This window comes from Candidatus Nomurabacteria bacterium, from assembly GCA_023898465.1.
Taxonomy (GTDB): Bacteria; Patescibacteriota; Patescibacteriia; order HK-STAS-PATE-3; family HK-STAS-PATE-3; genus HK-STAS-PATE-3.
The window spans coordinates 187719-201881 of sequence record CP060223.1 but is presented as its reverse complement, the minus strand read 5'-3'; the positions used below and the strand labels follow the sequence as shown (position 1 = coordinate 201881).

Here is a 14163-nt window from a genome sequence, read left to right as displayed (position 1 = left end):
TTAGGAACAATCCTCCGCGCAATTTACAATATTTTCGCCATTTTCACCGTAATTACAAAGATTATCGCCGCAGGTCAACAAAATTGAGGTGGAGGCAGTCGGCGCACCTAAAACAAACTGACCACTCTTCACTGTACCTTGAATTTTTACCAAACCGCTTTGGAAAATAGGATCACCGCTGTCTTGTACCCGCACATAATCGTTATACCCACCAGGTGGGCCCCAGTTTGAAACATCGCGACAATCGCCGTTAATACAAAGTTCGCCTTCTACACCGACCCGACCATCGAAACGTCCAGCCCAGGCATTCGCATTTCCACCATTTGAGCCCCATACACCCGTACTCTTATCGTATGGCGTACAAACATTTGAAGTACAATCGCTATTTGCCGTACACACCTCGCCGGCGTTACTTCCACCAACACAGAAGGAGATGTTAACCGCCACGCCACCGATACCATAGGTGGGAGTGTCTCCGGGTGGTGAGGCTTGATCTGAACTATCACCTGCTATTCCAGCAGTCTGAGCAGCTGGACTTGGCTCTGCGGCAATACTGCGGACTCCAAAGAAGTTGCTTTTAGGAATAATCTTTGAGTTTAGCGCCGGGTCAGAACTGTTACTCTGCACCCAAAGCGTACCCGCATCAGCCGAAATAGGGCTCAGATGGACATATCCTCCCGCAATCGCACCCCATGAGCTAATACACAAACCGTTTAAACAGAGCTGGCCACTGTCCACAACCACATTTGAGGTGCTAGAAACAGTGCTGGTGTTTAATCCACCTGATATATCTAAAGTTCCAGGAGGACCAATAGTGAGTCCACCGGTCTTAGTTTGACTGAGAAGGCTAGAAATATCACTTGCACTGCCCTGGAAAATCGGATATCCCACGCTGGAATCAGGGGCTGGTAAATCAGGCTCAGTCCAATACGCAAATGCTTGGGAAACACCAAAAAACAGCATCGTCACTCCAAGAATGACGAGCAGACTAATATGCTTTTTTCGACGCGAATTACTATTTATTCGCATCAATATGTACTCCCCCGATGTAGCACAATTTTGTTGTAGTAAGGAAAATGGCTTTGACAGAGCCTTGTCGACACACCTATACTATCATAGAGTAGGTCAGATGGTCGAATTACACTCGTCCAAAAAATACAAAAAAATTCTACCACTTTCTCGACCTAGCGTCAACAAAATCCCATGCCTAAACAAACTCCAGGTCTGACACAAAACATTATACGAAAGACCGAGCTAGGACAACACGCGCACGACCCTTGGATTAGGGTTATGCGTTCAGTTATTGGCGTTACTATTGTGCTGACTATTCTTACCGTCCTCGTCTTAGTGTTCCCGGGCCAACAGCAAAATGAAAGTGACACGAATGGAAATGAAGTAACAGGTATGGGAGCGCTGGAAAGGCTTTCCGGATCGCAAATTTCCGATGAAGCTCGTCAAATGATCGGAATTAGTGGCACTATTGCACGAATTCAAGGTAATTCCCTCATTATGCAGGGTGAAAATGGAGAAGAAATTACCCTTACGATTGAGGAAAATACTGCTATTGTACGGACAATCTACTATACTGATGCGGCTCCAGCCACTGAGGAAAGCATTACTATCTCTTCCCTATCAGTTGGTGATAAAATACAAGTATTAGCGAAAAATACTGCTGGACAAGTAAATAAAGGTACAGCTCAAAAAATAGTCCTTTCGCAATAATTTAACTTCTAAGCAACTCTATTATGTTATATCTTTGGATTGTACTCGCACTTATCGCTCTGATTGCGCTCTGGTTCTGGGGAACCTACAACGGTCTTATTAGTCTACGCAACCGCACTGATGAAGCATGGTCAGATATTGACGTTCAGTTAAAGCGACGACACGACCTTATCCCCAATCTCGTTGAAACGGTGAAAGGTTATGCGCAGCAAGAGCAGAATGTCTTTATTAAAGTCACCGAGGCTCGAGCTCAAGCAATTAGCGCCCAGGGAACTGAGGCAAAAGCACAGGCAGAAAACGCTCTCTCTGGTGCTTTAAAAAGCCTTTTTGCTGTGTCGGAAAATTATCCACAGCTACGTTCTTCAGAAAACTTTGCCAAACTACAGGACGAGCTCTCTGACACGGAAAACAAGATTCAAGCATCTCGTCGCTTCTTTAATGGTAACGTACGAGATCTGAACACAAAGTTGCAGGTTTTCCCAACCAACTTGATCGCCGGAATGTTTGGCTTCAAGACTCGCGAATTCTTTGAGATCGAAGAACCAAGCGAGCGAGAAAACGTTCAGGTAAAATTCTAGTCGCGCTCAAGGATACATGGCGACAACCTACACGCATATTGCCGCAAATAAGCGCCGATCAGTGCTACTGATGGTATTCTTCCTCGTTTTCATTGTAGCTCTGGGTTATTCCATCGACGCGTGGTCTGATTCCGGTGTCTTCTTCCTTGGTATTGCCCTATTTTTGGCTATTACCATGAGTATAGGCGGCTACTTTGCTGGGGATAAAGTCGCGCTCTGGTCATCAGGCGCTCGTCCGATTCGCAAGGAAGATAACCCCTATCTTTACCGGATGGTTGAGAATCTCTGCATCACATCAGGACTACCCCTTCCTCAGATCTACATTATCCCTGATCAGGCAATGAACGCCTTTGCTACTGGTCGGGACCCAAAACACGCTTCACTGGCCGTGACAAGCGGCTTATTGGAGCATTTGGAAAATGAGGAGCTCGAAGGCGTGCTGGCGCATGAACTCTCCCACATTGGAAACTATGATATTCGATTCATGACCCTAGTAACGGTGCTGGTCGGTATGGTCGCGATTATCTCGGACATGTTCATCCGGGGCTCGATGCTTAGGAGCTTTCGGGGAAATCGCGATCGATCTTCTGGAAATGCAGTTTTTGCCATACTTGGATTGGTGCTCATTATTCTCTCGCCAATCATTGCACAATTGATTAAATTTGCTGTATCCCGTCGTCGCGAATATCTGGCGGATGCTTCGGGTGCGCTGCTTACTCGCTATCCTGATGGACTTGCTTCGGCTTTGCAAAAAATATCCCGGTCATCGAAATTACAACGAGCCTCAAATGCTACAGCGCATTTGTACATTGCGAATCCTTTCGGTACAGTAGCTAAGAACATCTCAGGTGTGTTCTCTACTCATCCTCCAATTGAAAAACGTATTCAAGCATTAAGAGAAATGGGCGGCCAACATCATGGATAATCCACCGGTACAAGCAACAAACTCCTTTAACCTCTTCACCATCATCCAAAAGAGCTGGGAGCGCTTCTGGACCTACTCAAATCAAATTATCGCTGTCTCTGCATTGGTAACCATTATTACCATGACACTCACCTATCTCAATGGCGGTCTTGATCAGGTGAAAGCTAATCTCGGCCTTATTGATCCATTTAATAATCCTGAACAATTTACTTCTACGCTGAGGGTATCATTTACCTCTCTGGTTATTCTGTTAAACGGCATCTTCACGACACTGGGTTCCGGAGTCATTATCAGCATACTCCATAACTCCTCTCGAAACATTGCCAATGAAATACGCGCAGTACTGCCTAAAACACTTCCACTGCTCATAGCTGGATTCCTTGGTACTCTCGCCGTCTTGGGCGGAATTATACTCTTTATTATTCCAGGCATTGTCTTAGGTATATGGTTCATGTTTGCGCCAACGGTAGTTGTTGTTGAAAATAAATCTGCGATTGATGCATTAAAAAGAGGTAATGGTTTAGTAAAGGGGAAATTTTGGTCTGTCCTGCTCATTACGCTACTTGGGTTTATTTTACTTGCCGCACTATCGGCTACCATTAGCACTATTCCGGTTTTTGGACCCTTGGCAAGTGATATTTTGCTGTGGCCTTTCACTGTTGTGTTCATCTACTCGCTCTATACTGAGCTGATTCATTTCCATGCCAGAGAAAACAACACCCAATAACATTCGTAGTTTTCGCCGCTGGTGGATTCGTGACCTCCAACATGCTTGGTTTGGCCTCTTCGCTGTGACCTTGTTGTTAGTAGCGTGTAATACCGTGCTTTACTTTGCGCTAAGCTATCTGAAGCCTGATTTTGGATCACTCTTTTCTATTTCTAGCCTGTCAGGAATCATACGAGCCAGCGTAAATATTTTAGGAGATCCATTTACCATTATCGGATTTGCCCTGCTCTACTTTGCGCTGAATGGTTTTTTTGTTACCTGGATGACCTCTATCCTGCATCGTGCCATACTCGGCGGTGAAGAGAAAATTATCTCACTTTGGAAGCGCTACACTGGCGTACTCCTTATCTCACTACCCGCCTTGATTACGCTTTGCGCAATACTGGTGAGTGGCATTGCGCTAGCCTATGCTATTAGTCGCTGGTACTTCGGCGGAGTCCTGCCTATCCTCCTGCTTACCTTCTTCTTCCTGGCTCTCTTTACTCTATGGTTTGCCTACACTCCATTCATTGTTATCTGGGAGGAGAAAAAAGGGACGCAGGCCCTAAGCATTAGTCGAGACTACGCCCGGCAATCACGTTTGCGACTTTTTGCGCTCTTTGCCGTACTGATTGTACTTTGCTTCGTTATCTCTACTGAACTCGACGGATTAAACGTCTGGCTGCGAGGTATACTCATCTTAATCACCTTGCCGGCTATCACTTCTCTGCTTGGCACTCTTTACGCAGAAACGCGCAGTAAAAAGTCACTAGCATAGGCCTTGTATCTCTCGCTCAACGTGCTAAGCTCTGACTTCAGAGATTGACATAAAGCGAACATTTTTGTATCTTCAATCTACTTCTCATGGAGAAGAAACCACCTCTAGCACAAAAATTTACTACCCATCTCAAGGCCACCTTTGAGCAGGCTTCGCGTTTATCAGCTGATCTACGCCACGTCTTTTTAAACCCTGAACATTTGCTCTATGGCTTACTCGAAAGCCGCGGAGGTATTGCTGCAGAAATATTAAACAAGGCGGGTGTGGAAGCTGAAATACTCAAGAGTTTTATTATTGAGCGGAATGAACCTCTTTCCCCTGATCTTCATTTTACCAAAGAGCAGGTAAAATTTTCTTTGCCAGCTAAGAGAGCAACCGAAAAAGCTGCCTTGATCGCAAAAGAGCACGGACATAAGTATATTGGCACTGAACATCTGCTCCTAGGTTTATTGCAACTCAATGATCCCACCTTAGAACGCTACTTCAATGAGCACGCGATAAAATTGAAAGAGATTCAGCGCCAAGTGTATGTCGTCCTCCGTAGCACCACCAAATTCCCTGACCTGACTGGTTTCTTTGAGGTAGGTAAAGAGGAGGCACTCGAGGCGGGTATTATGGGTGACCCAAATCAACAAAAAGGATCGGCGCTCGAATTTTTCACCACCGAATTAACCAATTCCTCGCTACAAAAAGGTATTGACCCAGTAATCGGCCGAGAGGGTGAAATTGATCGTTTAATGAATATCCTTTCTCGACGCACAAAAAATAATCCTGTGTTGATTGGAGACCCGGGAGTCGGAAAAACAGCAATTGTGGAGGGTCTGGCCAAGAAAATTATGGAAAAACAAGTGCCCGACGCGCTGCGCAACAAGCGACTCTTGAGCTTAGATATGAGTCTCCTAGTAGCCGGGACAATGTATCGCGGCGAATTTGAAAGTCGTCTCCGTCAGGTTATTGAAGAGATTAAAGCTGATCCTAATATCATCCTCTTTATTGATGAGCTGCACACCATCGTCGGCACCGGCTCAGCTTCTGGCTCTATGGATGCGGCAAATATTTTGAAGCCCGCCCTGGCAAAAGGGAATGTCCGCTGCATTGGCGCCACCACACTCGATGAATATCGTAAGCATATTGAAGCTGACGCGGCCCTAGAGCGACGTTTCCAGCCTATTATTGTAGATGAACCTACCCCTGAGGAAACAATTAAAATACTGCAGGGCATCAAGCGTTATTATGAACAGTATCATCGGGTGCACATCACTGACGATGCGGTACAAGCTGCCGTACAAATGAGTGTGCGCTATATCCAAGATAAATTCCTGCCGGACAAGGCAATTGATTTGATTGATGAAGCGGCTTCGAAGCAAAAAGTGCTGCGTAAGAAAAGTCCGTTGATGCAGCAGTACGAGGAAATTGAAAATCGGCTGCAGGAATTAGAGCAGGTAAAAAATGCTTCTGTACAATCAGAAAACTTTGCCGAAGCAGTCAAGGCACGCAATGAAGAATTACAACTGCGCAAGCGTTTAGAAAAACTGCAGGAAAAAATTCGCCTCGAGGAATCACGCTACGAAGGCACGGTTGATACGCAAAAAATCGCTGAAGTTATTTCACGCGCTACCGGCATCCCGCTGGAGGATTTGGTGAAAGAGGAAAAAGAACGCCTCTTAAACCTGGAAGCGCTACTGAAAGAACACATCGTCGGCCAGGACGAGGCGATCAAGTCAGTCTCCAGTTTTATCCGTCGCTCACGAGTTGGCTTAAGTCATCCAAGCAGGCCGATTGCCTCTTTCCTTTTCCTGGGTCCCTCCGGTATTGGTAAAACGGAAACTGCGAAAAAGATTGCTGAAATAGTTTTTAAAGATCCAAAGGCGCTTATTCGCATTGATATGTCGGAATACGGCGAAAGTTTTAATACTTCAAAGTTGCTTGGCGCACCGGCCGGTTATGTGGGCTACAAAGATCAAAACACCCTAACAGATCAAATCAGACGTAAACCGTATTCGGTCTTATTACTCGATGAAATTGAAAAAGCGCATCCGGATATTTTTAATGTCTTCTTGCAAGTATTGGATGATGGCCACCTAACCGATGCCAGCGGTCGCCGGGTGAACTTCAAAAATACCATTATCATCATGACCTCGAATATTGGCATTGCCGAATTGCAGCGAGCAGCCAGTCTAGGTTTCGCAACCTCAGCAAAAGAGGAAAAGAGCTCAGACTTTGAGACTGAGTATCAACGCATTAAAGAACAGGTGCTGCATGAAGTGGAGCGAGAATTTCGACCGGAGTTCCTGAATCGACTTGATGAGATTATCGTGTTCCGTCCATTAAATCCTGAGCAGGTTATCGAGATCGTTCGCTTGCAGATGAAGGAGTTACGTCAACGACTTGAGGAACAACATATCAGCATCAAGCTCACTCGTGGCGCTGAAGAATTTATTGCGCAAACAGGATTTAAGCCAGAATTTGGCGCACGGGCAGTTCGTCGCGTCATTCAAGAGCATATTGAAAATGCATTAGCGGCTAAATTGCTCGATGGATCAATTCAGGCTGGCGCTAAAGTAACAGTAGGTGCTCGTAACGGCCAACTCACCTTTACGACCTGACCCGTATTCTAGACATGGTGGCGATCATCCCTCACGGGATAATGATACGCTACTATGCCAATTCAGCTCCAAAAACTTTTTACCCTACTTCTCGATCTCCTTTTTCCGATCGAGTGTTTAGGTTGCGGACGCGAAGGTGAATGGTTATGTGAAAAGTGTAATGTATTTCCAGCAGCTCCCCGCGTCTGTCCTTTTTGTCATCAAGCGAATAAGATGAATACTACCTGCGACGCGTGCCAAAAAGAAAAAGCTCTCGATGCTTTGATCGCGGTCACTAGCTACCAAGCTCCCCTTGTCCATGAAATTATTCACGGATATAAATTCAAATTCTGGAAAGGAATATATCCCTTCCTCGGTAAACACATGGCGCGCAGCCTGACTGAGCATCAACCGACTTTACCTAACGCGATACTCGTCCCTATCCCTCTGCATTCTTCACGCTTACGTTTTCGCGGCTTTAATCAAAGTGCTTATCTCAGCCGGGTAGTAGCTGAGGAAACGAACTTAATAAGCACAGATGCGCTTCTCCGAGTGAAAGCCACGCAACAGCAGGCCAGATTGCAGGCAAGCGATCGAATCCGAAATTTGGCCAATGCATTTCAAATCCGTCCAGGCCTTGATTTCGCGGAAAAATCTGTTATACTCATCGACGATGTGTTCACTACAGGCGCAACCTTAGCGGCCGCGGCCCAGGTCTGTAAACAGGCCGGTGCCAAGCGTGTGTGGGGTCTTGTATTCGCGAAAGGCCTTAAAAACACTGACAAGTAATTTTGGAGAGGTGGCCCGCCCGCCACGCCTAGGGTCTAGCCGTGGCGGACGAGTAAAAAAATAAAACGAAGAAGTGTAGAGTTGGGTCATTTTAAAACTTTTGCAATACTACATGGAGAGGTGGCTGAGTGGTCGAAAGCAGCACACTGCTAATGTGTTGAGCTCGAAAGGGCTCCGTGGGTTCGAATCCCACCCTCTCCGCCACGCTCTGAGCGTGGCAAAATAATTGCATTCGAAGGCGAGCCGAGCGCCCGTAAGGGATGCAGCGAGGCCGCCCGGCTGCGGAGGAGAGCCATGAGCTCCGTGAATGGCTCGGGGGAGCAGAATCCCACCCTCTCCGCCAGCACAGCTAGTACATTTTTTCTACTATGAAACTAGCAACACAAAAGTCGATATTTATTCTCTTGATTGTCTTAATTGGAATAATAGGGACCTATCTAGTTCTCCGTATCAGCCTTCCACAGAATTCCGCTAAATTACTCGAACTTACTCTAGATGTTCCCGCTTCAATTAGGGTTGGTGAAGAAGTCACACTAAAACTGCATGTTAAAAATTCTAGCGATCAAGCTATTACTATAGAGCTTGGAGGGAATCCCGCACATGCGTTTGTAATATCGGATATGAATGGAAAGCAACTGTGGGATTCTCGGGCGGTTCATGATCTTTCCCTCAGCTCAAAAACTTTTAGTTCTGGAGAAGAAGTAATATACGAAACAAGATTAGACAAATATCTTTGGAATCCTCTTCCAAACTCCTACCCCGATATTCCTATTCCTTCAACGCCGGGAGTATATACAATCCAGGGCTTTTTATACCAAGGACAAAATATGCCTATATTAAGCTCCTCTCTACACACTTTTGAAATTCGTTAGACAGACACAAATAATAATTGGTTAATTACAGTAACGAATTCTAAATATAATAATGTCGCGACAGTCAGCTATATCGATGGATACACGGCACTTAACCCTTGTGTCTCGTTATTCTACACACCTCAACATATAACAAGCGCCATGCGAATTCCAAAACGAAAACCAAGCACATACGCACAGGCCGTACCAGACACTCGTCTCACAGAAGCAAAACACACCGAACTGCAAGAAACTTTGCAAAAGATCAAAAACACTCGCGCACGCTTAGCTGAGGAAGTTAAGGTACTTAGTGAGGGCGGTGATTTTTCTGAAAATGCCGGGTATGCAATGGCTAAAGGGCGTTTGCGCGGAATGAATCAAAGAATACTTGAGCTTGAGGATCAACTAAAGCGTGCAGAAATTATCAGAACGCCAAGAAACACTTCTGAAATACAGCTCGGTCATCATGTCACCATTGAGATTGAGGGTCAACAAAAAACTTATCAGATTCTCGGTTCCGCCGAAGCAAATCCAAGCCAAGGAATAATTTCACAGAATTCACCTATTGGCTCCGCCCTGATGAGTCATCGAGTAGGAGAAAGTATCACTTATCAATCAGGAGCTAAAACGGTTACGTGTAAGGTGATAAGGATAGAATAAACGCAGGTGTTTTAATAAAGGGACTGCGACTATGCAAAAAAAGATTTTTAAAAGCGGACTATTTAGCCTAGCTATTATTTTATTGTTCCCATGTACTGCCTTTTTCCAAGATTCTATTCATGATAAATTCCTAAACATTGCAGCTACTGCGCCTGAATTTGCTGGCTACTATTATGTCGGACAAATTATACATATTAATGTGGCTTCAGAAGACCCCGAAGTACACCAACGTGTCCTCAGTGTACTAGAGGCTCAAGAACCGCTATTTAGGGACGAAAATCCCATATATGTAATTGATACGGTAAAATATAGCTTTAATCAAATCAATAGTTGGTATCAACAAATTTATAACATAATTTATACTGTTGACGGAATCACGGGTTCTGGGATAAATGAGTTAAAGAATAAAATTACCATCAATGTAGCGACAAACTCGGATATATCGAAAATGGAAGAAGTAATTCAAACTTTTCGCGTTCCTAACGACGCAATTGAAATTACTGTACGTGAAGCATTTCACTATGATACAGAAGAGGCCGAATCAAGCACAAAAAACTTACTGCTGTATTTGAGTTTGATATTAGTGGCTATAGTCCTAATCTTTTTCGGCTGGCGATATTTTGCTCCAAGGCCGTCAAAGAGTTGATACTAATTGCATAGGCTCTAGCTTGCCTTAGACTCAAGTAGATAAATATCCTTGGTCAGCGCCCACCAAAGTGAAGTTTTAGTGACATTTGATAATGATCCTGGAACGTCTTCAGGGATGGTAATTTGATTATCTTTTTCCTCAGCAACTATCATTTTACCTGGCGTGAATACAAATAGTCCCGTCGGATAATCAGGATCGGGATGTTTTACAAAAAATACTTTTCCATCTTCCTGCTTAACGCCTTGCATGGTAAGTAGACGACCGTCGCTGCCAACCACCTCGTTAAAAGGATCATTATTTGGAGCGAAGTTTGAATACGCATAAATCTGAAAAGTTCCTGAGAAATGCATACTCAATTGATAATACACACCCAGCACCACAACGGAAAAACCAATAAAGGTAAAAATACCGCCAACAATCATCCCTGCTCGCTTCATCGGACTGAGCTTCATTTTTGCAATCATCCAAATAATACCGACCGCCGCTAAAATGAGGATGGGAAAAATTACCCACCACGTAATCATATTCGTCCCAAGGTGTGATTCCATAGCTCTTGATATTAATGCGTGAATATAGTAAGTATATCACTCTCGCCCCTTGAAAAAAACTGGTGTTTTACGTACAATTCCAGTGCTCATGCCGTGCATTTTTTAAGACCTGACGCACGGAATTGAACCTGTGGAATGGTCGCGATTGAGATCCTGCACTGAGGTGGAAGGGTGCCTGAGTGGTCGAAAGGGACGGTCTTGAAAACCGTTGGGCCTGAAAGGGTTCCGTGGGTTCGAATCCCACCCCTTCCGCCCTAGCGCAGGACGAATCGCACAGCATTACGCATCAATATTAATCAACACACCTATGGCCGACAGTGAATACGGTGAAGTCCTAGCCACTTGGCACTTCCCTGACTACGTCCAACATAACCGTAGCCGACGATGGTATATGATTGTTGGCGTGATTGGCGCGCTGTCATTCTTGTTTGCCATGCTGACATTTAATTTCCTCTTCGCCATCATCCTCATTATCATTGCGGTCATACTTGTACTGCAAAATCGACGTAGGCCACAAGATGTCACCATCGATATTACCGAGGATGGTCTGCATATTGGAAACGACTTTTTTGAATATGAAGCGTTAAAAAACTTCTGGATTGCTTATCGTCCACCAGAGGTAAAAAAGCTCTACGTGCCTTTTAAAAGCACCTTCCGACCTATGCTCGTTATCCCTTTGGAGGACGAAAATCCTATTGAGGTCCGTAAGGTACTTCTCGAGCATTTAGAGGAAGATTTAGAACGAGAAGATGAGACTACTTCGGAGGCACTTAGTCGCCTCTTGAAACTCTAGTGCAGATACGCTAAAGTCCCGAGGGTCGTTACCGCAACGACTCAATATAGTCATCTCTACGCGTGAATACGCGCCCGTAGCTCTCGCCCGCATGCGCCTAAGCGCAAGCGATGGCGAGCGGGCAGTTGGCCCCTCGGCCATCTCGATGACAATATTAAAATCTAACGCATTATATATGCGCCCGTAGCTCAGTTGGATAGAGCGCAGGCTTGCGGAGCCTGAGGTCGTAGGTTCGATCCCTGCCGGGCGCACCACGCTAAGCGTGGTGCGAAGTCGCGCTTAGCGCGACACCAATCACTATCATTATATACATACATTCGTGGCGAAATGTCGTCACTTCTGTTATGTATTACGTTTATATTCTTTTAAGCTTATATGACAAGAAGCTCTATATTGGCTCAACGAATAACCTTAATAATCGTATTAAAAAACATCAAAACGGATTTGTACTATCAACAAAGTATCGTAGACCATTAAAACTAATTTACGTAGAAATCTATATTTCAAGTATTGATGCACTACGAAGAGATCGTTATTTGAAAGGAGGAAAAGGTCGTCAAGATCTCCGAACACAGTTACAAGCCACTTATAGCACTGTCCGATATCCTTTTCGCTAATGTCTTTTTTTATTCTTTTTTGCTATACTTTTATTGTTTTTCCCTTTTATTGACGACATGATTACTGCCATTTTTCTCTTACTGTTGGGCCTCGCGCTACTCATCGTAGGCGCTGAATCACTTGTACGAGGCGCTGCCTCACTTGCGAAGCGTTGGGGCGTTTCCACACTAGTTATTGGACTTACCATTGTGGCTTTTGGCACCTCCTCGCCAGAGCTTATTGTAAACATTGTTTCTGCGGCTAAAGGAACAGCTGACATTGCGGTAGGAAATATTCTCGGGAGTAATATTGCCAATATTCTTCTTATTCTTGGCATCAGTTCCTTTATTCGGCCAATGGAAGTAAAGCGGCAAACTGTCTGGCGAGAAATCCCTTTTGCCATTCTTGCCGCAGTGCTTATTGTTATCATGGGAAACGATATTTTCTTTGATGGAAGCGCGATAAACGCAATCACTCGAACTGACGGTTTCACCCTCATGGCGGTATTCTTCATTTTTATGTTTTATGCTTTTTCCGTCAGCCGTGTCGAGGGTGATCAAGGCGAGGATGTAAAAACCTACCCCTCAGGAACCTCGGCCTTACTCATTCTAGGCGGTCTTATTGGCCTCTACTTTGGTGGGCAGCTACTTGTTGATAATGCAGTCACTCTAGCGAGATTGGCCGGTCTATCAGAAGCGATTATTGGACTCACCGTTGTGGCCGTTGGCACTTCCCTTCCCGAGCTTGCTACCTCAGTTGTGGCAGCTGCACGTGGACATAATGATATTGCTATCGGCAACATTGTCGGATCAAACATTTTCAATGTCTTCTGGGTACTGGGCCTAACGGCAGTTATCTTACAAATTCCCTTTAGTGGCACAATTACCTTTGATGCTATCTTTGCTGCTGGCGTAACTATTCTGCTTTTCTTGGCTATGTTTGTGGGGAAGAAAAACCAGCTCACGCGCTGGGAGGGTACCACTTTCCTATTGCTCTACGTCCTCTATATCAGCTACCTCGTCTATCGAGGGTAGACATATCCGCTCATCCTTGTTACTAATGAAAGGCGAGCTATTTTTTATTTACCAAAAAAACTATGGAACAATGGTATACACCCATATTTGATTGGCTAAGCGGACACGGTATTCAAATACTCATTGTCTTAGTTGGCGTGAGCATTGCGCAGGTGGTCATTGAACGACTCATTAAACGAGGTATGCATCACATTGTACGCCGCATCCAGCATGAGGAAGCGCAAGAAGGTGTACGAGAAGCCGCGCTGGGTAAGCGAGAAGATACGCTTAATAGCATCGCCATCTCCAGCCTTCGAGTAGTATTATGGCTCACTGCCATACTCATGATACTTTCGGAGATAGGCATTAACATTGGACCACTCATTGCCACGGCCGGCGTCGCTGGTTTAGCATTTGGCTTTGGTGGTCAATACCTTATCCGCGATCTTATCTCCGGTCTGTTTATCATCATCGAAAATCACTATCGCAAAGGCGACGTAGTGAAAATTGCCGGCATAGGCGGCTTGGTAGAAGACATTAATTTACGGCGAACCGTGTTACGTGATTTAGACGGCGTGCAACATTATATCCCTAATGGAGAAATTAAAACCTCTTCAAATATGTCCAAGTACTGGTCACGCCTCAATCTTGATATTGGAGTGGCCTATGAAACAAATCTTGATTACGCTATTCAAGTCCTCAATCAAATTGGACAAGACATGATGAATGATGGGACTTGGAAAAATGATCTTATTGAAGCGCCAAAAGTCTTGGGGGTTGAGCAGTTTGCCGACTCGGCAATTATCTTAAAAGTATTAGGTGATACCAAACCTCTCCGACAATGGGATGTCATGCGGGAATATCGTAAGCGGGTCAAGTCGGAATTTGACAAAGCAAGTATTGAAATTCCTTTTCCGCAGAGGACAATTTCCTACAAAAATCTAGCACAATAGCGGCTATTTTCTCCAT

The 14163-nt window shown here is 44.9% G+C and carries 16 protein-coding genes and 3 tRNA genes; 17 read left to right on the top strand and 2 right to left on the bottom strand.

Translation table 11 applies throughout. The features are described from left to right. A complete protein-coding gene (locus H6760_00855; protein ID USN53704.1) occupies positions 1–1029 on the bottom strand; it encodes a hypothetical protein in 1029 nt (342 codons plus the stop codon). A 174-nt stretch (positions 1030–1203) separates the two neighbouring features. On the opposite strand from H6760_00855, the gene H6760_00850 reads away from it, so the two are divergent. From H6760_00850 to H6760_00800, 11 genes are all read left to right on the top strand, one after another. Beyond that, positions 1204–1722 carry a hypothetical protein gene (locus H6760_00850; protein ID USN53703.1) on the top strand — a complete coding sequence of 173 codons (519 nt, stop codon included), beginning with the start codon at positions 1204–1206 and terminating at the stop codon, positions 1720–1722. Positions 1723–1745: 23 nt separating this feature from the next. Then, entirely contained in the window at positions 1746–2300 is a 555-nt protein-coding gene (locus tag H6760_00845) for a LemA family protein (protein USN53702.1), read from the top strand. A 16-nt stretch (positions 2301–2316) separates the two neighbouring features. Further along, entirely contained in the window at positions 2317–3225 is a 909-nt protein-coding gene (locus tag H6760_00840) for a M48 family metallopeptidase (protein USN53701.1), read from the top strand. Then, the gene (locus H6760_00835; GenBank protein USN53700.1) at positions 3218–3952 is read left to right on the top strand and encodes a hypothetical protein; all 735 of its coding nucleotides are present in this window, start codon (positions 3218–3220) and stop codon (positions 3950–3952) included. Before H6760_00840 ends, H6760_00835 begins: the two co-directional genes overlap by 8 nt. Continuing rightward, complete coding sequence (locus tag H6760_00830; protein ID USN53699.1) at positions 3927–4709, top strand: hypothetical protein; 783 nt, start codon at positions 3927–3929, stop codon at positions 4707–4709. The genes H6760_00835 and H6760_00830 overlap by 26 nt, the downstream gene beginning before the upstream one ends. 86 nt (positions 4710–4795) lie before the next feature. Further along, positions 4796–7315: an ATP-dependent Clp protease ATP-binding subunit gene (locus H6760_00825; protein USN53698.1), complete on the top strand. Its 2520-nt coding sequence runs from the start codon at positions 4796–4798 to the stop codon at positions 7313–7315. Positions 7316–7369: 54 nt separating this feature from the next. After that, complete coding sequence (locus H6760_00820; GenBank protein USN53697.1) at positions 7370–8083, top strand: ComF family protein; 714 nt, start codon at positions 7370–7372, stop codon at positions 8081–8083. A 114-nt stretch (positions 8084–8197) separates the two neighbouring features. Then, positions 8198–8287, top strand: a tRNA-Ser gene (locus tag H6760_00815). Positions 8288–8451: 164 nt separating this feature from the next. Continuing rightward, positions 8452–8955 (top strand): hypothetical protein, encoded by a 504-nt coding sequence (locus H6760_00810; GenBank protein USN53696.1) that lies wholly within the window; start codon positions 8452–8454, stop codon positions 8953–8955. Positions 8956–9096: 141 nt separating this feature from the next. After that, positions 9097–9594 (top strand): GreA/GreB family elongation factor, encoded by a 498-nt coding sequence (locus H6760_00805; protein USN53695.1) that lies wholly within the window; start codon positions 9097–9099, stop codon positions 9592–9594. A gap of 31 nt (positions 9595–9625) precedes the next feature. Continuing rightward, positions 9626–10240, top strand: coding sequence for a hypothetical protein (locus tag H6760_00800; protein USN53694.1), 615 nt, complete (start codon positions 9626–9628; stop codon positions 10238–10240). A gap of 17 nt (positions 10241–10257) precedes the next feature. Here H6760_00800 and H6760_00795 read toward each other — a convergent pair whose 3' ends face one another. Next, complete coding sequence (locus tag H6760_00795) at positions 10258–10767, bottom strand: hypothetical protein (GenBank protein USN53693.1); 510 nt, start codon at positions 10765–10767, stop codon at positions 10258–10260. 189 nt (positions 10768–10956) lie between these two features. On the opposite strand from H6760_00795, the gene H6760_00790 reads away from it, so the two are divergent. The 6 genes from H6760_00790 (at position 10957) to H6760_00765 (ending at position 14147) form a co-directional block, all read left to right on the top strand. Continuing rightward, a tRNA-Ser gene (locus tag H6760_00790) sits at positions 10957–11043 on the top strand. A 55-nt stretch (positions 11044–11098) separates the two neighbouring features. Beyond that, positions 11099–11584 carry a hypothetical protein gene (locus H6760_00785; GenBank protein ID USN53692.1) on the top strand — a complete coding sequence of 162 codons (486 nt, stop codon included), beginning with the start codon at positions 11099–11101 and terminating at the stop codon, positions 11582–11584. Between the two features lie 177 nt (positions 11585–11761). Beyond that, positions 11762–11838: transfer RNA gene (locus H6760_00780), tRNA-Arg, on the top strand. Between the two features lie 90 nt (positions 11839–11928). Then, entirely contained in the window at positions 11929–12201 is a 273-nt protein-coding gene (locus H6760_00775; protein USN53691.1) for a GIY-YIG nuclease family protein, read from the top strand. Positions 12202–12258: 57 nt separating this feature from the next. Then, positions 12259–13215, top strand: a complete 957-nt coding sequence (locus H6760_00770; protein USN54050.1) for a calcium/sodium antiporter — start codon at positions 12259–12261, stop codon at positions 13213–13215. A 62-nt stretch (positions 13216–13277) separates the two neighbouring features. Further along, positions 13278–14147 (top strand): mechanosensitive ion channel family protein, encoded by an 870-nt coding sequence (locus H6760_00765; protein ID USN53690.1) that lies wholly within the window; start codon positions 13278–13280, stop codon positions 14145–14147. Positions 14148–14163 lie beyond the last annotated feature (16 nt).

Coding starts and splice junctions, on each gene's coding strand:
- H6760_00835 (USN53700.1), top strand. CDS start 3,218: ATGGATAATCCACCGGTACAAGCAACAAACTCCTTTAACCTCTTCACC.
- H6760_00825 (USN53698.1), top strand. CDS start 4,796: ATGGAGAAGAAACCACCTCTAGCACAAAAATTTACTACCCATCTCAAG.
- H6760_00850 (USN53703.1), top strand. CDS start 1,204: ATGCCTAAACAAACTCCAGGTCTGACACAAAACATTATACGAAAGACC.
- H6760_00845 (USN53702.1), top strand. CDS start 1,746: ATGTTATATCTTTGGATTGTACTCGCACTTATCGCTCTGATTGCGCTC.
- H6760_00840 (USN53701.1), top strand. CDS start 2,317: ATGGCGACAACCTACACGCATATTGCCGCAAATAAGCGCCGATCAGTG.
- H6760_00765 (USN53690.1), top strand. CDS start 13,278: ATGGAACAATGGTATACACCCATATTTGATTGGCTAAGCGGACACGGT.
- H6760_00775 (USN53691.1), top strand. CDS start 11,929: ATGTATTACGTTTATATTCTTTTAAGCTTATATGACAAGAAGCTCTAT.
- H6760_00770 (USN54050.1), top strand. CDS start 12,259: ATGATTACTGCCATTTTTCTCTTACTGTTGGGCCTCGCGCTACTCATC.
- H6760_00795 (USN53693.1), bottom strand. CDS start 10,767: ATGATTACGTGGTGGGTAATTTTTCCCATCCTCATTTTAGCGGCGGTC.
- H6760_00820 (USN53697.1), top strand. CDS start 7,370: ATGCCAATTCAGCTCCAAAAACTTTTTACCCTACTTCTCGATCTCCTT.
- H6760_00810 (USN53696.1), top strand. CDS start 8,452: ATGAAACTAGCAACACAAAAGTCGATATTTATTCTCTTGATTGTCTTA.
- H6760_00855 (USN53704.1), bottom strand. CDS start 1,029: ATGCGAATAAATAGTAATTCGCGTCGAAAAAAGCATATTAGTCTGCTC.
- H6760_00805 (USN53695.1), top strand. CDS start 9,097: ATGCGAATTCCAAAACGAAAACCAAGCACATACGCACAGGCCGTACCA.
- H6760_00830 (USN53699.1), top strand. CDS start 3,927: ATGCCAGAGAAAACAACACCCAATAACATTCGTAGTTTTCGCCGCTGG.
- H6760_00785 (USN53692.1), top strand. CDS start 11,099: ATGGCCGACAGTGAATACGGTGAAGTCCTAGCCACTTGGCACTTCCCT.
- H6760_00800 (USN53694.1), top strand. CDS start 9,626: ATGCAAAAAAAGATTTTTAAAAGCGGACTATTTAGCCTAGCTATTATT.